The following is an 18927-nucleotide window of genomic DNA, read 5'->3' as shown; positions in this document are numbered from 1 at the left end:
TTGCTCCCCCAGCTGGATTCGAACCAGCAACCACTCGATTAACAGTCGAGTGCTCTGCCATTGAGCTATGGGGGAATATGCCATCTTGGCAACGAATAGACACTCTACCCAGCAAGCCTATAAGCACCAAATCAGCAGGTCAGGGCACCAATATCGTCTTTAAGGGTGCGGTGTGGTTCAATGACCTGGTGGCGGGACCATAGCTCAGTCGGTTAGAGCCGCGAACTCATAATTCGCTGGTCGCGGGTTCGAGCCCCGCTGGTCCCACAAAGATCATCCGCCGCCCGTGAGAGGCGGCTCCCCCGGCGGGGCTGGGCCCACGAACGAGACCCTACCCGCCGGGGTTTTCGCATCCTTCACCCCGGACGTTAGGGCTAGCCGGTAAAGCGGGCAGCTAGCGAGTGAAGCGCGCGATCGCCTGGGAGACCTCCTCCAGCTTCTCCTCCACCGCCTCGTCCGAGGTTCGGGCTGCCTGCACCACGCAGTGGGCCATGTGCTCCTCCAGCAGCACCAGCCCCACGCCCTTGAGCGCAGACTGCAGTGCTGCGATCTGGGTGAGCACGTCGATGCAGTACTCCTCTTCGGCGACCATCCGCTGCACACCGCGCACCTGACCTTCGATGCGCTTCAGCCGCGCGATCAGCTTGGCCCGGTCGCCGTGGCCGCTGAGCGGCTTCTCGCTGTGATCGACCTTGCCGTTGGCCACAGGCTCGCTTTGTTGCGACGCGTGGCAGTCGCGTGTGGTCGCCGCCTTCGAATTCTTCACGCGCTTAGTTCTCCTCGACCTCAGGCTGGATGGACTTGAAGCCACGCAGTCGCAGGCTGTTCGAGACCACGAACACACTGGACAGTGCCATGGCCGCACCCGCCAGCATCGGGTTCAGCAGGCCGAAGGCGGCCAGCGGGATCGCCGCGACGTTATAGGCGAAGGCCCAGAACAGGTTCATCTTGATGGTGCGCAGGGTCTTGCGCGACAGGCGGATGGAGTCCACCACCGCGCTCATCTCGGCGCGCACGAGCGTGATGTCCGCGGCCTCGATGGCCACGTCCGTCCCCGTACCCATGGCGATACCGAGGTCCGCCTGGGCCAGCGCGGCGGCATCGTTGACGCCATCGCCAACCATCGCCACGCGCTTGCCTTCGGCCTGCAGGTCCTTGACCGCGGTGACCTTATCGGCGGGCATCACGCCTGCCCGCACGTTGTCGGGGTTAATCCCCACGAGGCCAGCGACCTCACGTGCGACCTGCTCGTTGTCACCGGTGACCAGCATCGGTTCCAGGCCCAGCTCCTCGAGCTGAGCGATGGCCTCCGCGCTGTCCGGCTTCACCGCGTCCTCGACGGCGACCGCACCAGCCAGCTGACCGGCGACGAGCACCGGAACCACGGTGCCGCCCAGCCCGCTGCGCTCGACGATCTCGGCGCCAACGGTGGTGCCGTCGGAGGTCTCGAAGCCGCGTCCGACCTGAACGGTCACACCGTCGACGGTGGCGGTCACGCCACGCCCCGGGACGGACTCGAAGTCCTCCGCTTCGGGCAGTTCGCCGCCGATCTCCGTGCGGGCACGCTCGGCGATCGCCTGGGCGATCGGGTGCTCGGAGTGATTCTCCACCGCACCGGCAATGCGCCACAGCTCCGCCTCGGTGATCCCGACCTTGCCGGAACCATGCGCGATCGAGTCCGCAGCCGGCGCGAGCCAGGCCTCGGTGGCCGTCATCTCGCCGGTCGTGATGGTGCCGGTTTTGTCCAGAATGATGGCATCCACGCCACGGGTCTGCTCCAGGGTCTCCGGCCCGCGGATCAGCACGCCCATCGAAGCGCCCCGGCCCGTACCGACCAACAGCGCGGTCGGGGTGGCAAGGCCCAGCGCACACGGGCAGGCGATGATCAGCACTGCCACGGCCGAGGCCATCGCGGCACCCACATCACCCGTGATCAGGAGCCAGGCGACCAACGTGATGACTGCAAGGGCGATGACCACCGGCACGAACACCGCGGACACCCGGTCGGCCAGCCGCTGCACATCGGCCTTGCCGGATTGCGCCTGCTCCACCAGCTTGGCCATCTGCGCCAGCTGGGTATCGGAGCCCACACGGGTGGCCTCAACGATCAGTCGGCCCGATGCGTTGACGGTCGCGCCCGTCACCCCATCACCCGGGGCGACCTCCACCGGCACGGATTCGCCGGTCAGCATGGACTCGTCCACTGCGGAGCTTCCCGCCACCACTCGCCCGTCCGTGGCGATCTTTTCGCCCGGGCGCACCACAAAGTACATACCCTCAGCCAGCTGGCCGATCGGGATGCGGCGCTCGTTGCCACCCTGGGCGTCATCGACGACGGCAACATCCTTTGCACCCAGCTCACTCAGCGCACGCAGCGCCTCGCCAGCACGATGCTTCGCGCGCTTCTCGTAGTAGCGCCCCGCCAGGACGAACATGATCACGCCCGCGGCGACCTCGAGGTAGATATCCCCCATCGGGTCGCTGTGGGCATTAAACAGGTTCCAGGTGTGGCTCATGCCTGGCTCGCCAGCGCTGCCGAAGAATAGCGCGACCAGCGACCACAGGAACGCTGCCCCCGTGCCCACCGTGATCAGGGTGTCCATCGTCACCGCGCCGTGCTTGATGTTCAGCCAGGTGGCGCGGTGGAACGGGTAGCCCGCCCACACGATCACGGGCGCGGCCAGCGTCAGCGAGAGCCACTGCCAGTTCGTGAACTGCAGGTTCGGAATCATGGCCAGCACGATCACCGGGATCGCCAGCCACAGGGATCCGATCAGGCGGTTGCGCAGGCCCTCCAGCTCACGCTCTGCCGCCTGCTCCGCCGGGGTTTGGGACGTCGGTTCGCCCCCAGGCTGGGCCGCGTCCGCCGCCCCTTGTTCGCCAGCCCCGCCCTGCGGGTCACCGGCAGCAGGCTGGGAAGCCAGCGGCTGCGAGAGCTGGGCCTCGTAGCCCATGTCCGCGATGATCTCCCGGATCTGCTCATCAGTCACCGCCTCGGCGGCACCGTCCTGCTCGACGTGTGCTTTCTCCGTGGCGTAGTTGACGGAAGCGGTCACCCCGTCGAGCTTGTTGAGTTTGCGCTCGATCCGGTTCGCGCACGAAGCGCAGGTCATGCCAGTGATCTGGTAGTCCAGGTCGAGAACTGGCTGGGTAGCCCCGCCGGTGTCCATTCGGGCAGGCGAACCCGTGCCGGTGCCCACCTCGGCAGCTGAGTGATCCTGTTGTTGAGACAAGTTTTCCATCTCCTTTCCACCCCAACCCTATACCCCCTGGGGGTATTCGGCAAGGGGTTCCACAGTGGCACGGTAAAACGCAAAAAGATGCACCAAAGACGAGGAAAAGGGGCCGCGGGAAAACTCCCACAGCCCCTCGACCGAGACCCCTGAGGCCCCAATCCAGCACACTAGTAACCGCGCTTAATCCACTCCTCCAGGTGCGGGGCCTCGTCCCCGATGGTGGTGGAATCGCCGTGGCCGGTGAGCACCTTCGTCTCCGCCGGCAGCGTCAGCAGCTTCGTCTTGATCGACTCGATGATCGTGTCGAAGTCCGAGAAAGACCGGCCCGTCGCGCCCGGACCACCGTTGAACAGCGTGTCGCCGGAGAACAGCACGCCCGCGTCCGGCACGTAGAACACGCAGCAGCCCGGCGAGTGCCCCGGGGTGTTCATCGTCTTGAGCTCCACGCCGCCTACCTCGAAGACGTCGCCGTCGGCCAGCTCCTTCGGCTCCAGGTCCGGGTAGCTCTGGTCCCAGAGCACGCGGTCCGCCGGGTGGACGAAGATGTCCGCGCCGAAGATCTGGGAAAGCTCCGGCGCCACGGTGATGTGGTCATTGTGCGCGTGGGTGCACAGGATAGCCCTGACCTCGCGGCCGTCGACCGCCTCCCGGATCGGGTCCAGCTCGTGGGCGGCGTCGATGATGTAGCACTCCTTATCATCACCGATGACCCAGATGTTGTTCTCCACGTCCCACTCGCCGCCATCCAGGGCGAAGGTGCCGTTGGTGATCACGCGGGTCACGCGCAGCTTCTCGCCTGCACCAGAGAGCTGACCTGGGGAAATAATGTCGGTGATCGCGTTATCGCTCATTGTTCTTCTCCTTCATTGGGGTGCCAGTACCCCGGCAACACAGCGCTGCGAACCCCGCAGCAAGGGGTTTTAAGAAAACTCCACCACGGAGCGCATGACCTCGCCGCCCCGCATCTTCTCGAAAGCGGCCTCCACGTCCGCGATGCCGATGCGCTCGTCCACGAAGCGGTCGAGCGGGAAACGGCCCTGGCGGTAGAGGTCGATATAGGTCGGGAAGTCCCGCTCCGGCAGGCAGTCGCCGTACCAGCTGGACTTCAGGGCGCCACCGCGGGAGAACACGTCCAGGAACGGCAGCTCCAGCGTCATCTCCGGGGTCGGCACGCCCACCAGCACCACGCGGCCAGCCAGGTCGCGGATGTAGAAGGCCTGCTTGAAGGTCTCCGGGACTCCCACCGCATCCACGGCGACGTCCACACCAAAACCGCCCGTGAGCTCCTGGACCTTTTCCACCAGCTCATCGGTGGACAGGCCGCGGGAATTGATGGTGTGCGTCGCGCCGAACTCTTCCTTCGCGCGCGTGAGCTTATCCTCGGAGATATCGATCGCGATGATCGTGCTGGCTCCGGCGACCTCGGCACCAGCGACGGCAGCCATGCCCACGCCACCCAGGCCGATGACGGCGATGGACTCGCCGCGCTGGATCTCGCCAGTATTCACCGCCGCACCCAGGCCGGCCATCACGCCACAGCCCATCAGACCCGCAGCCGCCGGGTCCGCCTCCGGGTCCACCTTGGTGCACTGACGCTCATGGACCAGGGTCTTCTCCGCGAATGCACCAATGCCCAGGGCGGGCTCCAGCTCGGTGCCATCGGTCAGCGTCATCTTCTTCGAAGCATTGAAGGTATCGAAGCAGTAGTGCGGCTGGCCCTTCTTGCAGGCTCGGCACTCGCCGCACACCGCGCGCCAGTTCAGGACCACATAATCGCCGACGGCGACGTGGGTGACGTCCTCACCGACCTCCGAGACCACACCCGCAGCCTCGTGGCCCAGCAGGAAGGGGTAGTCGTCCGTAATGCCACCGTCGCGGTATGCGAGGTCGGTGTGGCAGACGCCGCAGGCCTGCACCTGCACAACCACATCGTTCGCGCCCGGGGCGGGAATCTGAATATCCACCAGCTCCACCGGGTCGCCCTTGCCGCGCGAGACCACTGCCTTAACGCTCTGAGTCATGCTTTCCTCCTGCTGTGTCTAAATTTTTGGCGCCACCGCTGCCACGTTCCGTCATTTTTAGGACGTCAAACCCGCAGCGGGGCGCTGACTTGCACTTTCCATTGTGGCATAAGTTCCGCGGGTGCGCCCCGGGGGCTGCTGCGCGGGTAGTATGTGGGCCCCTCGCACTCGGGCGAAGCTGATTCCCGCGGCGGGGTTATGACGTAGACTAGGCTTTCACAGCTCCACCGCCGCCGACGAACATCCGGGCAGGCGGTGGCCGAGTGCACACCACGTTTGGGAGGGCTTGAACTTCATGATCCAGTTCGTTGTCGGGGCCGCAGCCGGCTATCTGATGGGAACCAAGGCCGGGCGTCGCCGTTACGAGCAGATCCGGCGCGGCTATGAGACCGCGATCAACTCTGAGGTCGCCCAGTCCGCGCTCCGTGCCAGCCGCAAGGCGCTGGCCAATCGCCTGGACCCGGACCCGCGCATGCACGAGGTGCGCGACCTGAACGCCAGCACCCGAAGCTCGCTGGCCGATGGTCACAGCATCGTCGAGCCGGACGACGCCCACCCCAATGACCGTCCGCTACGCTCCGCGTCCGAGTTCAAGCGCCCCCGCTCCCCCAAGAAGCCCCGCTAGGGCTCGCTAGAGCTAGGGTCTCGTCCCTCTTCCGCTGCTCGCCGGCCGCTTCACCGCCGGCGTTGACCCGCCAGCTGAGTGCCCGTCGTACAGCCCAGGAGCGGCGGGCGGCTTAGTTACCGAAGGTGAATTCCCCGTAGGCGTTGGCCCGCTCGTTGAGCGAGCGCCGGTACTTCTCCAGCGCGGTGAGGTCGGCGAAGGTGGCCATATAGGCCTCCTTGTCCTCGTCCGGCCGCATCCGCTGCATCTGCGCGCGCAGCTCAGCAACCTCGTTGCTCACCCAGCGTTCCTGCATCCGGGCCATGATCGCCGAGGCATAGTACGGCAGCCGCTCCTGCTGGCACTGCAGGTCCTCCACCGCGAGTTCCGAGACCACGGCCTGCCCCATCGCATCCGGCACGTTGTTACTCACCGCGTCCAGCCACCCCGAACCGGACTTGGCCTGGGCGGCACCACCAGCCGCGGCCATCGCATTGACGATCGCGATATACGTCGGGTGCAGGAAACTCTCCGGCGGCATGAGGTCGAAGATCTGCCCCGCCAGCTCCGGCTCCTGCAGCCCCAGCTTTAGGACTTCGCGGATACCCAGTAACAACTCGTCCTTCGGGTCCGGGCGCTCCATGCCCGCCACGACCCGCAGGTGACCGCCGGAATCCTCTCCGCCAGGAACACCGCCCTGGTTCGCCGCGCCCGGACCTGCTGGAGCGGCACCCTTCGCGAGCCGTTCCCGGCGCGCCGCCCCGCGCTTGAGCTCCAGTTTCGGCTTCTCCGTCCGGCCGCGCCGGGCCTCCTCGCGCACCTGGGCCACGATGTCGTCCGGGTCGTCGAAACCCACCCAACCGGCGGCCTGGCGGGAGTACTCGTCGCGCAGGGCGTCGTCCTTAATCCCGGCGAGCACCGGGATGATCCGCCGCATCGCGTGGATACGGCCATCCACGGCGGCGGTGTCGTAACCCTCCAGCAGGGTGCGGATCACGAACTCGAACATGGGGATGCGGTTGGAGACCAGCTCCCGCACCGCCTCGTCGCCGCGTTCCAGGCGGATATCGCAGGGATCCTGGCCGCCCGGAGCGACGGTGACATAGCTGCGGCCGGTGAACTGCTGGTCCCCTTCGAAAGCGCGCAGCGCGGCCTTCTGGCCGGCCTCGTCGCCGTCGAAGGTGTAGATGATCTCGCCGCGGAAGTAGCGGTCATCCAGCATGAAGCGCCGCAGCATCGCCAGGTGCTCGGAGCCGAAAGCCGTGCCACAGGAGGCCACCGCGGTGTCCACTCCCGCGGCGTGCATGGCCATGACGTCCGTGTAGCCCTCCACCACCACGGCCTGGTGCTTCTGCGCGATGCTGCGCTTGGCTTGGTCAATACCGAAGAGCACCTTGGACTTCTTGTACAACAAGGTTTCCGGGGTGTTCATATACTTGCCCAGCTTGTCGTCCTCGAACAACTTACGGGCGCCAAAACCAATGACGTCACCTGCCACCGAACGGATCGGCCACAGCAGACGGCGATGGAAACGGTCGATCGGCCCCTTGGATCCCATGCGGGATAGGCCAGCGGCCTCCAGCTCCTGGAACTCGAAGCCCTTGCGCAGCAGATGCTTGGTGAGGGTGTCCCAGCCGGGCGGGGCGTAGCCGCAGCCGAACTGATCCACATGCTCCTGGGTGAAGCCGCGGTCGATGAGGAACTGACGGGCCACATCCGCACCCTGGGCGTCCGAGGCGAACTGCTCCCGGTAGAATTCGAAGGCCGCCTTATTCGCCGCGATCAGCCGCTGGCGGGTGCCGGGCTTCTCCCGCCTCCCCGGGCCGCCGCCCTCGTAGTTGATGCGGTAACCGATGCGCTCGGCGACCTGCTCCACGGCCTCCGGGAAGGTCAGGTGCTCCATCTTCATGAGGAAGCTGAACACGTCCCCGCCCTCGCCGGTGGAGAAGCAGTGGAAGTAGCCCTTATTCGGGCGGACGTGGAAGGACGGGGTCTTCTCATCCTTGAAGGGACTCAAGCCCTTCATGGAATCGACGCCACCGGGCGTGAGCTGGACGTACTCCCCCACGATCTCTTCGATCGGCGTCGCCTCGCGAATCGCCTCGATGTCCCGCTCCGGGATCCTGCCCTTACCCATAAGGGACATGCTAATACACCCGCCAGACAAGGGATGTGGCCGAGCGGAACGCCCATTCGCCAGACAAAACCGGCCCGGCTTTTTAACATAGGTTCCCTGACATACTTATTTGCCACGATGTTTACCCATCGTGTGCACCACAGACTCGGGAAGGTAGGTCGGCATGACCGCAACCCACTACGACGTCCTCATCATCGGCTCCGGTTTCGGCGGCTCCGTCACCGCCCTGCGCCTCGTCGAGAAGGGATACAAGGTCGGTGTTTTAGAGGCCGGCAAGCGCTACGCGGACAAGGACTTCGCGAAGAACTCCTGGCACCTCAAGCAGTTCCTCTGGGCGCCCGCGATCGGCTGCTACGGCATCCAGCGCATCCACCTGCTGCGCAACGTCATGATCCTCGCCGGCGCGGGTGTGGGCGGTGGTTCGCTGAACTACGCCAACACCCTCTACCAGCCCGAGGACGAGTACTTCCGCAATAAGCAGTGGGCACACATCACCGACTGGAAGGACGAGCTGACCCCCTACTACGACCAGGCACGCCGCATGCTTGGCGTGGTCACCAACCCCACCATGACCCCGGCGGACAAGCTGTCGAAGCAGACTGCCGAGGAACTCGGGGTGGGCGATACCTTCCGCATGGCACCGGTGGGCGTATTCTTCGGCGAGAAGGTCGGGCTCGAAGGCCAGCCGAAGGAAACCGTGGACGACCCCTACTTCGGTGGTGCAGGCCCGCAGCGCACCGCCTGCCACGAGTGCGGCGAGTGCATGACCGGCTGCCGCCACGGGGCGAAGAACACCCTGCTGAAGAACTACCTCTACCTCGCCGAGAAGGGCGGCGCCGAGGTCCACCCGCTGACCACGGTCACCGACATCACCCGCATGCCGGGTGGTGGCTGGAACGTGGATACGAAGGCCACGGGAGGCCTGCTGGGCAAGAAGAAGACCCGCCGCTTCACCGCGGACAAGGTCGTCGTCGCTGCGGGTGCGTGGGGCACCCAGAACCTGCTGCACCGGCAGAAGGTCAACGGCAACCTGCCACAGCTTCCGGACTCCCTCGGCACGATGACCCGCACCAACTCCGAGGCCCTGCTCGGCGCGCAGTTCAAGAAGTACGACCCGGAGTGGGATTTCTCCGAGGGCGTGGCCATCACCTCCAGCTACTTCCCCGCCCCGGATACCCACATCGAACCAGTGCGCTACGGCAAGGGCTCGAACTCCATGGGCCTGCTGCAGACCCTCATGACCGACGGCGATAAGCTGCGCCCCCGCGTGCTCGAGTTCCTCCGCCAGCTGGTTCTCCAGTTCCGCCAGATCCCTCGCCTGGTGAACCTGCGCCGCTGGTCGCAGCGCACGGTGATCAACCTGGTGATGCAGTCCCGCGATAACTCGCTGACCACCTACCCGCGCACGCTCGGGAAGTTCACCTGGCTGACCTCCAAGCAGGGCACCGGTGAGCCGAACCCGAGCTGGATCCCGGATGGGAACAAGGCCACCCGCATCCTGGCCTCCCTGCGCAAGGGTGGCCTGGCAGGCGGGGTGTGGTCCGAGGTGGTCGATATTCCGCTGACCGCCCACTTCCTCGGCGGTTGTTCAATCTCCAGCTCCCCGGACGACGGCGTGGTGGATCCCTATCACCGCGTGTGGGGGCTGCCGGATCTCTTTGTGGTCGACGGCTCGTCCATGGCCGCCAACCCCGGCGTGAACCCTTCTCTGTCCATCACCGCCAACGCGGAGCGCGCCGCTGCGATGTGGCCGAATAAGGGCGAGGAGGACCCGCGGCCGGAGCAGTCCGAGGGCTATCAGCGCATCGAGGCCGTGGAGCCGGCCTCCCCGATGGTTCCTGCCACCGCCCCGGCCGCGCTGCGTCTGCCGATCACCCCGGTGGGCAACTAGCCCCACCCAGCCCGGTATAACTGGCTGTTATGGCGCAGAAGAACAACGGTCCTAAAGCTGGTAAGTACGGAACGGTCGGCGGCGTGGTCGTCGCCCTGGCGCTGGCCGGGGCGAGCCAACTCGGTCTCTTCGGCGATGACGATAACGCCGGTGGCGGCCAGGGTGACAGCTCCCAGTCCGGCCAGTCCTCCCACGCCTCTCAGCAGAACCCGGGCGCGGATAGCGCTGCGGGTTCCGAGTGCGCGGTGGACACCCTGCCGGAGGAGGCCCGGGAGCAGATCGAGGACATTCTTACCGGCGCCCCCTCCGACGACGGCCCGCACGACGGCAAGCACTTCGGCAACTACGAGGGCCTCCTGCCGAAGGAGAAGTCCAGCTATTACCGCGAGTACACCGTCAAAACCCCGGGCCTGAATCACCGGGGCGAGCGCCGCCTCGTCGTCGGCGGTGGCACGGAGACTGACCCTGAGGTCTGGTACTACACCTCCGACCACTTCGAAAGCTTCTGCGAGATCCCCGACGCCGAGGATTAACGCGAAGAAACCACTATGCCCACGCCGCGCTGATACCGGCAGCGGAGGCGTCCAAGCGCTCCAGCCGGGATTCGGTGAGCGAGGCGACCTGGTCGATGACCACGCGTCGGCGCTCCACCTCGGTGGCCGCGTTCTCGTACCAGAGCCGGAAGACCGGATCCAGCGCCCCGGCACCGCCCCGGGCCAGGAACTCCGTGACGCGGAAGATGCGCTCCCGCTGCCGATCCTGCTCCGCTAGGTGCAGCTTCTCGTCCATCACATAGAGCACGGCGATGGACTTCAGCAGCGTGACCTCGGCCTTGACCTCCGCGGGAATGACGAGGTTCGCCGCATAGCGGCCCAGCGGTCCGGTGCCGTACTCCCGACGGGTCGCGGTAACCACGGCCGTCACAAAGCGGCTGACCAACTCCGAAGTCATCGATTTCAGCGCGACCAAGTCCTGCAGGCTGTGGCGGAAGTCCGCGGCCCGGGAGACCACCGGCATCTGCCGCAGCCGGTCCGCCGCCTCCAGCAACTCCTCGGGTTCCCCGCCGAAGTGGTGGGCTCCCTTGTCCGCGAGTGCTGCCAGCTCCACCAGGTCCCACAGCACACCCAGGGTGATGCGACCGGAGAGCATGCCATCCTCGACGTCGTGGACGGAGTAAGCAACATCGTCCGACCAGTCCATAATCTGCGCCTCCAGGCACTGCTCCCCGTCGGGCGCGCCCTGACGGGTCCACTCCAGGATGTGCAGGTCGGACTCGTAGGCACTGTACTTGCGGCGCGGAGAGCCGTCCGGGGCGGTCGGACCCCACGGGTATTTGCAGGCCGCATCCAAGGCGGCGCGGGTGAGGTTCAGGCCATAAGACGTGCCGTCGGCCCCAAGGGTCTTCGGCTCCAGGCGAGCCAGGATGCGCAGCGTCTGCGCGTTGCCCTCGAAGCCGCCGATGCTAGCCGCGGCCTCGTCCAGGGCGCGCTCACCGTTGTGGCCATAGGGCGGGTGGCCGATGTCGTGGCTCAGCCCCGCCAGATCCGCGAGGTCGGGGTCCGCGCCCAGGGTCTTGCCGATGCCGCGGGCAATCTGGGCGACCTCCAGGGAGTGCGTCAGCCGGGTGCGCGGGGTATCCCCTGACCCCGGCCCCACGACCTGCGTCTTATCGGCCAGGCGGCGCAGCGCCGCGGAGTGCAGGACGCGCGCCCGGTCGCGGTCGAAATCCTCCCGGCCATCCGGGACCGATCCCTCCAGCCCCAGGGTCTTCGGTGCGACGGCATGACGGCGCGCGCAGTCGTGCTCCGTGTACTGATACCGCTGCATCTCGCGCTCCGTTAGTCCTGTCTCCGTCCCCGTGGGAGGTCGTTACCAGGTGCCCCGCACCGGCAGAACCACCCCAGCCCACGGGGCGTTTAGCCCCTAGATGCTGCCGACGTTGCCCTCGGCGAAGAAGTGGTGGCCCGGGCGGCGCACACGGCCCTGCACCGGCGGCAGCATCGAGTACTGGTCGTAGGTCGCGCGGTCGTAGTCACGCTGCCAGTCGTCCGGAGCCTTGCCTTCCAGCAGGCTGCCCGGCTCGAGCCACGGGTAAAGATCCTCGTACGGGCGGGCCTGGGTCTGGTCCACGCGGCGCACCAGGTGGCCGGGGCCCAGCTGGCTGACGTCATGCATACCCATGGCTCCCAGAATGCGGGTGGCGGACTTCAGCGTATTGCGGTGATAGTTCGCCACGCGCTCGGCCTTGCTGTCCACGTCCAGGCCGCGGGCGAGCCACGGGTTCTGGGTTGCCACACCAGTCGGGCAGGTGTTGTCGTGGCACTTCTTGGCCTGGATGCAGCCTGCGGCCATCATCATGCCGCGGGCGGACATCGTGAAGTCCGCGCCGATCGCAAGCCGGCGGATGATATCCGCGCCACCGACGACCTTGCCGGCCGCGCCGACGGCGACCTGGTCACGCAGGCCCGTGCCCACCAGTGCGTTGTGGACGATCATCAGGCCCTCGGTCAGCGGGGTGCCCACGCGGTCCAGGAACTCCAGCGGCGCGGCGCCCGTGCCACCCTCAGCACCGTCGACGGTGATCCAGTCCGGGGCGGTCTTCGCCTTGAGCATCGCCTTACACAGAGAGAGCACCTCGTGGCGGGAACCCACGCAGAACTTGATACCCACCGGCTTGCCATTGGCCAGGCGGCGCAGCTTCTTGACGAAGTGCATCAGCTCCAGCGGGGTGTCGAACTCGGAGTGCCACGCCGGGGAGAGGCAGTCCTGCCCCTCCTCGATGCCACGGGCCTCGGCGATCTCCGCGGTGACCTTGTGGCCCGGCAGCATGCCGCCCATGCCCGGCTTCGCGCCCTGGCTGAGCTTGATGAGGATGCCCTTGACCTCCGGGTAGTTCGCCTTGACGCGGAACTGCTCCGGGTCGAAGTGGCCGTCCTCGGTGCGGCAGCCGAAGTAGCTGGAGCCGATCTCCCAGATCAGGTCCGCGCCGTACTCCAGGTGGTACTTGGTCAGCCCACCCTCGCCGGTCTCCTGGATGAATCCGCCCATCGCCGCGCCCTTGTTCATGGCGAGCACAGCGTTGGCAGACAGGGAGCCGAAGGACATCGAGGAGATGTTGAACAGGGAGATGTCGTAGGGCTGGGTGCACTCCGGGCCGCCGAGGCGCACGAGTGGCGCATCGGTGCGGGCCGGCACCGGGTGGGTGGAGTGCAGCAGGTGGTCGCGGCCCGGCACAAAGAGGTCGCGCTGGGTACCGAAGGCCTCCTCCGCCGGGATGTTCTTGGCGTTCTGGTAGACCATCGTGCGGGTCACGCGGTCGAACGGGCGGCCGTCGGTGTTGGACTCGACGAAGTACTGCTGGATCTCCGGGCGGATGGACTCCATCATCCAGCGGGCGCGACCCAGAACCGGGTAGTTACGGCGAATAGCGTGCTTTGGCTGGATGATGTCCACCGCCGCAACGGCAGAGGCGGCCAGTGCCCCGTACTTCACCGCTTTACGGATGAGTTTGCGACCACTTGGCATTGATGATGCTCCTTAAGAATTTTATTCTTCGGCTAGGTGGTGAACCAGACGACAATCGCGATGACCACGCAAATAGCCAGCGCCATCGTCAACATCCCCGTGGTTCGAACCACTCGAGTTTCCAGGGTACGCCGGGCAACCCAGGACACGAAGACCTGGACATCCAGCGGCAGCTTCTCCCCCGGTCCTTCGAACTCCACGTGGAGGTTGCGCAGGCCCCGGTTGTCGGAACTGTACTGCCCCGCCTTCTCGCCATCGATGTCGAGGACGAAGTTGCGGCGGGATTCAGCGATGATTCCGATTTCGTGGCGGTCCGCGTTGATCGTCACCCGGTCCGCGGTGTGGAACTTATCGCTGTTCCCCTTCGCAGTCCAGGTGCCCGTCGGGGTCTCCGCCTGTGCCTCCGGTCCCTCGTCGGCGGTGAGCCGCCAGGTGTCGCCGCCGAAGCGGATGTGCTGCACCCCGCGCTCGTCGGCGAACTCCGCGATGCGGTCCATGTCATCCGCCGGGCCGGCGTAGATCGGGAAGGTGTGCCCGTCGCTGGGCACGCCCCATCGGATATCGCTGTTCATTAGCAGCCAGCCAGGCGCTGTGCGAGGTAGCCCTCGAGCTCGTCGATGGAGACGCGCTCCTGCTCCATCGTGTCGCGCTCGCGGACGGTGACGGCGTTATCTTCCAGGGTGTCGAAGTCGACGGTCACGCAGTACGAGGTGCCGATCTCGTCCTGACGACGGTAGCGGCGCCCGATGGCACCGGAGGTGTCGTAGTCGATGTTCCACAGACCGCGCAGCTTGTCGGCGATCTTCTCCGCGGTCGGGGTCAGGGTCTCCTTCTTCGACAGCGGCAGGACGGCGACCTTCACCGGGGACAGGCGCGGGTCCAGCTTCAGGACGGTGCGGGTGTCCGTGCCGCCCTTAGCGTTCGGTACCTCCTCCTCGGTGTAGGCGTCGACGAGGAAGGCCATCAGGGAGCGGCCCAGGCCGGCGGCCGGCTCGATGACGTACGGGATCCAGCGCTCTTCCTTCTGCTGGTCGTAGTAGGACAGATCCTCGCCGGAGCCCTCGGAGTGGGTCTTCAGGTCGTAGTCCGTGCGGTTGGCGATGCCCTCGAGTTCGCCCCACTTGGAGCCGGTGAAGTGGAAGGCGTACTCGACGTCCACGGTGCGCTTGGCGTAGTGGGACAGCTCGTCCTCGGTGTGCTCGCGCAGGCGCAGGTTCTCGCGGTCAATACCCAGGTTGACGTACCAGTTCAGGCGCTGCTCGATCCAGTACTCCTGCCACTCCTCGTCGGTGCCCGGCTCGACGAAGAACTCCATCTCCATCTGCTCGAACTCGCGGGTACGGAAGATGAAGTTGCCCGGGGTGATCTCGTTGCGGAAGGACTTACCGATCTGGGCGATACCGAACGGTGGCTTCTGGCGGGAGGAGTTCATGACGTTCTTGAACTGCGTGAAGATACCCTGTGCGGTCTCCGGACGCAGGTAGGCCAGGCCTTCCTTATCGTCGACCGGGCCCAGGTAGGTCTTCATCAGGCCGGAGAAGGCGCGCGGCTCGGTCCACTTGCCCGGCTGGCCGGTCTCCGGGTCGTTGATGTCGGCCAGGCCGTTTGCCGGCGGGTGGCCGTGCTTCTCCTCGTAGGCCTCCAACAGGTGGTCGGCGCGGTAGCGCTTGTGGGTGTAGAGGGACTCGACCAGTGGGTCGGTGAAGACGTCCACGTGGCCGGAGACCTCCCACACGCGGCGCGGGAGGATGACGGAGCTGTCCAGGCCGACGACGTCGCCGCGGCTGGTCACCATTGAGCGCCACCACTGGCGCTTGATGTTCTCCTTGAGCTCCACGCCCAGCGGGCCGTAATCCCACGCAGAGCGGGTACCGCCGTAAATCTCACCACAGGGGTAAACCAGGCCGCGGCGCTTCGCGAGGTTGACAACGGCATCTACTTTTCCTGCCATGCTGGGACGCTCTCCTTTAAAAACGAACTCTGCTCTGCAATTTCTTGCACTGTTGCGCGACGTGCATTCCTGGGCACCAGGGCAGTCGCTTACCACAGGCCATCTTAACCGATATGGCAATTCGGTGTTTCAGTGCGCCCCCTCCCCCCGCAGCACCGAATCACGGGCCCGCTATTGACAGCTTATTGAAAATCAGCGCCGGCAGGGCTAGGCTTCAATTCATGGTCAGCAAGAACTCCACCGGTGGAATCAGCATCGGTCAACGCAACACCCGGCAGCGCGCGGCGGTCGTCGCCATGCTCGAACAGGTTGAGGAGTTCGCCAGCGCCCAGGACATCCACGCTCGCCTCGTCACGGCGGGCGAGAAGGTCGGACTCACCACGGTCTACCGCACCCTGCAGCAGATGTCCGCGATGGGGGCGATCGACACTCTCAACAACGAGTCCGGGGAAACCCTCTACCGGCGCTGCGCCATGGATACTCACCACCATCACCTAGTGTGCAACGACTGCCGCACCACCGTGGAAATCGACGGCGGCCCAGTTGAAGACTGGGCCCGTGACGTCGCCAAGAAGTACGGCTTCCAGAAGACTGGCCACACCGCTGACGTCTTCGGCCTCTGCGCCGACTGCGCCGCCAAGAAGACCCAGAAGAACTAGACGCTGACGTCGAAGAGGGACCCCAGACCGTAGGTCACCGCAGCGGCGCCGGCGCCGATGGCCAGCTGACGGAACGCGCGCTTGGCCGGAGAGGCGCCGGAGAGAAGCCCCACGATCCCGCCGGTCAGCAGCAGCGCCAGGCCCACCAGCACGCAGGCGATCACCGCAGCGCTCAGACCGCCCGCGCCGAAGAGGTACGGCAGCACGGGCACGATCGCCCCCAGGGAGAACAGCAGGAAACTCGACACCGCAGCGGATACCGGAGAGCCCGTGGACTCCTCGTCCTCCGGGGCTGCCTCCGCCGAAGACTCGTGGGGAGGAGTTTCGTGGGCCGCAACCTCGTGATGCGCAGTCTCGTGGGGCAGCTCCACATCCACCGCAGGGGAGGAGAGGATCTCCTCGAAGACCCGCTGCGCCTTCGCCCGGGCCTCCTCTGGCGCCATGCCGCGGGCGCGGTAGACCAGCTCCAGCTCATTTTCCCGCACGTCCAGCTTGGGCACCGCTCCCGCCGTGTCTTTCGCCGGGGCGTTAGCCGCGAGCAACTCCTGCTGGCTGGACACCGACACATACTCGCCGGCCGCCATGGACAGCGCACCGGCAAGCAGCCCGGCGATACCGGTCACCAACACCACGTTGGAGGACGCGCCGGTGCCCACCATGCCGAGCACCAGGGCGAGGTTCGACACTAGCCCGTCGTTGGCCCCGAAGATCGCTGCCCGGAAGTCCCCCGACATCCGTGCCCGGCCACGCGCCGCCAGACCGCGGACAACCTCGGCGTGAATAGCCTCGTCCGCGAGGATGGAATCCGCCGCGTCAATGTCCGCCACCCCGCTGCGGCGTTCCTCAGCCGACTGCAGCAGAGCAAGCACGAACACCGAACCGAAGCGCTCCGCCAAGAAGGCGTGCATCCGGGTGCTGAAGCTGGCCCTCTGCGGCAGTCCAACGTACTCCCCCAACCGGGCGCGCCAATAGGCCTCATGCCGGGCTTCCGCCTCCGCCAAGCCCAGCAGGATCTCGCGCTCCTCCCCCGTCTTCTTGCGCGCCAGCTCGCGGTACACGGCCCCCTCTGCCCGCTCGTCAGCGAGATAGCGCCGCCACGTGGCGATCTGCTTCTTGGTCGGCTGCTCCACTGGTTGCTCAGCCGGCAGCCCGTCAGGCTGCTCGTTGGGCCGCTGATCCGGCTGATCAACCACGAACCATCACGCCTTCCTCACGCCGCGGCGGCGACGTCGTAAAAAATCAGAGAAGCAGAAAAGAAAACCAGAGAGCAATCCTACTTCACGCCACCGAAACGGCGATCCCGCGAAGCGAACTCCCAGATCGCCCCGCGCAGGTGAGCCGGGGTGTAGTCCGGGAAGAGCACCTGCTGGTAAACCATCTCGGCATAAGCCGACTGCCAGATCAAAAAGTTGCTGGTCCGCTGCTCCCCCGACGGGCGCAGGAACAGGTCCACGTCCGGCATGTCGGGCTCGTCGAGGTAGCGGGAAAAATCCTTCTCCGAGACATCCCGGGGCTTGATCCGCCCCTGATTCGCCTCCGCCACCAGGGCCTTCGCCGCATCCGCGATCTCCGCGCGGCCACCGTAATTGATGCACATGTACAGCGTCATCCGGGTGTTGTGCTTCGTCTGCTCCTCCGCGCGCTCCAGCTCGCTAATCACCGAGCGCCACAGGCGCGGTCGGCGACCCACCCAACGGATCCGCACCCCAAGGGAGTCCAGGTAATCGCGCTGTTTGCGCAGCACATCGCGGTTGAAGCCCATGAGGAAGCGCACCTCCTCGGCCGAGCGCCGCCAGTTCTCCGTGGAGAAGGCATAGGCGGAGAGCGCCTCGACACCCAGCTCCAGGCACTCCTCCACCAGACTGATCAGCACCGACTCCCCGCGCTTGTGCCCCTCGGTCCGTGCCAGGCCGCGCTCCTGTGCCCAGCGACCGTTGCCGTCCATGACCAGCGCGATGTGCCGCGGCACAAGTCCAGTAGGCAGGCTGGCGATCTGTTCTCGGGTTGCGGTTTCGTTCTTCACAACAGCCATTGTGCCAGCCCCACCTCGCGGATCCGTTATCCCCTCCCGCGGTCACCCCGTTGTTGTGGGGACGACGCCACCGGCTGGCGGATGATTCTTCCCGGCCGGTTCCGATCGGTTCACAGGGCCGCGTAGGCCGGGCAGGCGACCTCCAGCTGCTGGCGGACGTGCGCCAACAGCAGTTCGTGAGCCACCCGCACGTTGCCGGGGTTGGCCGCGACCTGGGCAGCCACTGCCAGCCGATCGTGAGCCAGCAGCCACAGCAGGCGCACCGCCTCGGGGGGAGGGGTGGCCGAACCCGGTGGGCGGCAGAGCACGCACACGCTGCCCCCGGCGCGCGGATGGAAGGCCCGGTGTGGCCCAGGACGGCCGCATTGGGCGCAGTCCACGAGGCTGGGCATCCAGCCAGCTTCTGCGAGCCCGTGGAGGACGAAGCGATCGGCCACGCTCACTGGGGGCAGCTCTGGGGTGGCTGGGTCAGTTCCGGCAAGCAGGGCGAGGCCTGCGTCCAAGCTAGAAAAGACGGCTTCGGAGGACCCCTCCGCGGTGGAGAGGATCTGGGCGAGCTCCAGCATCGCGGCCCCGGCGAAGTACTTGTCCACGTCCGCGACGATGGGGCCGGCGTAACTAGCCAGGGAGGCGGCGTCCGTGATCTTTCCCAGGCTGCGGCCCCGGTAGACCTGCACGTTGACCTTCGAGAAACGATCGAGGCGGGCCCCGAAGCGGGACTTCGTCTTGCGGATGCCCTTGGCGACCGCGCGCACCACCCCGTGACTGCGGGTCAGCAGCACGAGGATGAGGTCGGCCTCCCCCAGCTTGTAGCTGCGCAAGACGAAAGCCTCGTCCCGGAAGTTCGGGCGAGGCGAGAAAGATGACATGG

The 18927-nt window shown here is 66.3% G+C and carries 16 protein-coding genes and 2 tRNA genes; 5 read left to right on the top strand and 13 right to left on the bottom strand.

The annotated features are described in order from the left end of the window. Positions 1–3: 3 nt before the first annotated feature. A tRNA-Asn gene (locus QP413_RS05665) sits at positions 4–75 on the bottom strand. 118 nt (positions 76–193) lie between these two features. Here QP413_RS05665 and QP413_RS05660 point away from each other — a divergent pair. Then, a tRNA-Ile gene (locus QP413_RS05660) sits at positions 194–267 on the top strand. A 127-nt stretch (positions 268–394) separates the two neighbouring features. Here QP413_RS05660 and QP413_RS05655 read toward each other — a convergent pair. The 4 genes from QP413_RS05655 to QP413_RS05640 all read right to left on the bottom strand — a co-directional run bounded on the left by QP413_RS05655 (position 395) and on the right by QP413_RS05640 (position 5257). Next, on the bottom strand, positions 395–766 hold the full coding sequence (locus QP413_RS05655; protein WP_284781031.1) for a metal-sensitive transcriptional regulator: 372 nt from the start codon (positions 764–766) through the stop codon (positions 395–397). A 4-nt stretch (positions 767–770) separates the two neighbouring features. After that, the gene (locus QP413_RS05650; protein WP_284781035.1) at positions 771–3170 is read right to left on the bottom strand and encodes a heavy metal translocating P-type ATPase; all 2400 of its coding nucleotides are present in this window, start codon (positions 3168–3170) and stop codon (positions 771–773) included. Between the two features lie 233 nt (positions 3171–3403). After that, positions 3404–4087 (bottom strand): MBL fold metallo-hydrolase, encoded by a 684-nt coding sequence (locus tag QP413_RS05645; protein ID WP_284781030.1) that lies wholly within the window; start codon positions 4085–4087, stop codon positions 3404–3406. A gap of 69 nt (positions 4088–4156) precedes the next feature. After that, entirely contained in the window at positions 4157–5257 is a 1101-nt protein-coding gene (locus tag QP413_RS05640) for an S-(hydroxymethyl)mycothiol dehydrogenase (protein WP_284781029.1), read from the bottom strand. Positions 5258–5552: 295 nt separating this feature from the next. On the opposite strand from QP413_RS05640, the gene QP413_RS05635 reads away from it, so the two are divergent. Next, positions 5553–5882 (top strand): hypothetical protein, encoded by a 330-nt coding sequence (locus QP413_RS05635; protein WP_148792501.1) that lies wholly within the window; start codon positions 5553–5555, stop codon positions 5880–5882. A 112-nt stretch (positions 5883–5994) separates the two neighbouring features. On the opposite strand, the gene dnaG is transcribed toward QP413_RS05635, so the two are convergent. After that, entirely contained in the window at positions 5995–8007 is a 2013-nt protein-coding gene (gene dnaG / locus QP413_RS05630; RefSeq protein WP_284781028.1) for a DNA primase, read from the bottom strand. 154 nt (positions 8008–8161) lie between these two features. Here dnaG and QP413_RS05625 point away from each other — a divergent pair, with 154 nt between their 5' ends. Together QP413_RS05625 and QP413_RS05620 are read left to right on the top strand one after the other, a co-directional pair. After that, positions 8162–9889, top strand: a complete 1728-nt coding sequence (locus tag QP413_RS05625; RefSeq protein WP_284781026.1) for a GMC family oxidoreductase — start codon at positions 8162–8164, stop codon at positions 9887–9889. A 29-nt stretch (positions 9890–9918) separates the two neighbouring features. Beyond that, a complete protein-coding gene (locus QP413_RS05620) occupies positions 9919–10422 on the top strand; it encodes a ribonuclease domain-containing protein (protein WP_284781025.1) in 504 nt (167 codons plus the stop codon). A 13-nt stretch (positions 10423–10435) separates the two neighbouring features. Here the strand turns inward: QP413_RS05620 and QP413_RS05615 are convergent, their stop codons facing one another. From QP413_RS05615 to QP413_RS05600, 4 genes are all read right to left on the bottom strand, one after another. Then, positions 10436–11716: a deoxyguanosinetriphosphate triphosphohydrolase gene (locus tag QP413_RS05615; RefSeq protein WP_284781024.1), complete on the bottom strand. Its 1281-nt coding sequence runs from the start codon at positions 11714–11716 to the stop codon at positions 10436–10438. A 96-nt stretch (positions 11717–11812) separates the two neighbouring features. Next, the gene (locus QP413_RS05610) at positions 11813–13414 is read right to left on the bottom strand and encodes an FMN-binding glutamate synthase family protein (RefSeq protein ID WP_284781023.1); all 1602 of its coding nucleotides are present in this window, start codon (positions 13412–13414) and stop codon (positions 11813–11815) included. 32 nt (positions 13415–13446) lie between these two features. Further along, on the bottom strand, positions 13447–13986 hold the full coding sequence (locus QP413_RS05605) for a hypothetical protein (RefSeq protein ID WP_070757666.1): 540 nt from the start codon (positions 13984–13986) through the stop codon (positions 13447–13449). After that, complete coding sequence (locus QP413_RS05600; protein WP_284781022.1) at positions 13986–15365, bottom strand: glycine--tRNA ligase; 1380 nt, start codon at positions 15363–15365, stop codon at positions 13986–13988. Before QP413_RS05600 ends, QP413_RS05605 begins: the two co-directional genes overlap by 1 nt. A gap of 113 nt (positions 15366–15478) precedes the next feature. Between QP413_RS05600 and QP413_RS05595 the strand changes: the two genes are divergently transcribed. After that, on the top strand, positions 15479–16024 hold the full coding sequence (locus QP413_RS05595; RefSeq protein WP_336620844.1) for a Fur family transcriptional regulator: 546 nt from the start codon (positions 15479–15481) through the stop codon (positions 16022–16024). Here the strand turns inward: QP413_RS05595 and QP413_RS05590 are convergent. The 3 genes from QP413_RS05590 to recO form a co-directional block, all read right to left on the bottom strand. Further along, entirely contained in the window at positions 16021–17217 is a 1197-nt protein-coding gene (locus QP413_RS05590; protein WP_012360573.1) for a VIT1/CCC1 transporter family protein, read from the bottom strand. The genes QP413_RS05595 and QP413_RS05590 overlap by 4 nt on opposite strands. An 80-nt stretch (positions 17218–17297) precedes the next feature. Further along, positions 17298–18047, bottom strand: coding sequence for an isoprenyl transferase (locus QP413_RS05585; RefSeq protein ID WP_231837626.1), 750 nt, complete (start codon positions 18045–18047; stop codon positions 17298–17300). Between the two features lie 119 nt (positions 18048–18166). Next, positions 18167–18925 (bottom strand): DNA repair protein RecO, encoded by a 759-nt coding sequence (gene recO, locus QP413_RS05580; RefSeq protein ID WP_015381768.1) that lies wholly within the window; start codon positions 18923–18925, stop codon positions 18167–18169. Positions 18926–18927: the final 2 nt, after the last annotated feature.

Source organism: Corynebacterium sp. UMB4614, assembly GCF_030217065.1.
Classification (GTDB): domain Bacteria; phylum Actinomycetota; class Actinomycetes; order Mycobacteriales; family Mycobacteriaceae; genus Corynebacterium.
Note: the sequence above shows the minus strand (reverse complement) of the source record. Positions and strands in the feature narration are given on the sequence as shown.

What these genes read in the sequence shown, in the direction of transcription:
- QP413_RS05650 (WP_284781035.1), bottom strand. Translation starts at nt 3,170, where the DNA reads ATGGACACCGGCGGGGCTACCCAGCCAGTTCTCGACCTGGACTACCAG.
- QP413_RS05645 (WP_284781030.1), bottom strand. Translation starts at nt 4,087, where the DNA reads ATGAGCGATAACGCGATCACCGACATTATTTCCCCAGGTCAGCTCTCT.
- QP413_RS05640 (WP_284781029.1), bottom strand. Translation starts at nt 5,257, where the DNA reads ATGACTCAGAGCGTTAAGGCAGTGGTCTCGCGCGGCAAGGGCGACCCG.
- QP413_RS05635 (WP_148792501.1), top strand. Translation starts at nt 5,553, where the DNA reads ATGATCCAGTTCGTTGTCGGGGCCGCAGCCGGCTATCTGATGGGAACC.
- dnaG (WP_284781028.1), bottom strand. Translation starts at nt 8,007, where the DNA reads ATGTCCCTTATGGGTAAGGGCAGGATCCCGGAGCGGGACATCGAGGCG.
- QP413_RS05625 (WP_284781026.1), top strand. Translation starts at nt 8,162, where the DNA reads ATGACCGCAACCCACTACGACGTCCTCATCATCGGCTCCGGTTTCGGC.
- QP413_RS05620 (WP_284781025.1), top strand. Translation starts at nt 9,919, where the DNA reads ATGGCGCAGAAGAACAACGGTCCTAAAGCTGGTAAGTACGGAACGGTC.
- QP413_RS05615 (WP_284781024.1), bottom strand. Translation starts at nt 11,716, where the DNA reads ATGCAGCGGTATCAGTACACGGAGCACGACTGCGCGCGCCGTCATGCC.
- QP413_RS05610 (WP_284781023.1), bottom strand. Translation starts at nt 13,414, where the DNA reads ATGCCAAGTGGTCGCAAACTCATCCGTAAAGCGGTGAAGTACGGGGCA.
- QP413_RS05605 (WP_070757666.1), bottom strand. Translation starts at nt 13,986, where the DNA reads ATGAACAGCGATATCCGATGGGGCGTGCCCAGCGACGGGCACACCTTC.
- QP413_RS05600 (WP_284781022.1), bottom strand. Translation starts at nt 15,365, where the DNA reads ATGGCAGGAAAAGTAGATGCCGTTGTCAACCTCGCGAAGCGCCGCGGC.
- QP413_RS05595 (WP_336620844.1), top strand. Translation starts at nt 15,479, where the DNA reads ATGGCAATTCGGTGTTTCAGTGCGCCCCCTCCCCCCGCAGCACCGAAT.
- recO (WP_015381768.1), bottom strand. Translation starts at nt 18,925, where the DNA reads ATGTCATCTTTCTCGCCTCGCCCGAACTTCCGGGACGAGGCTTTCGTC.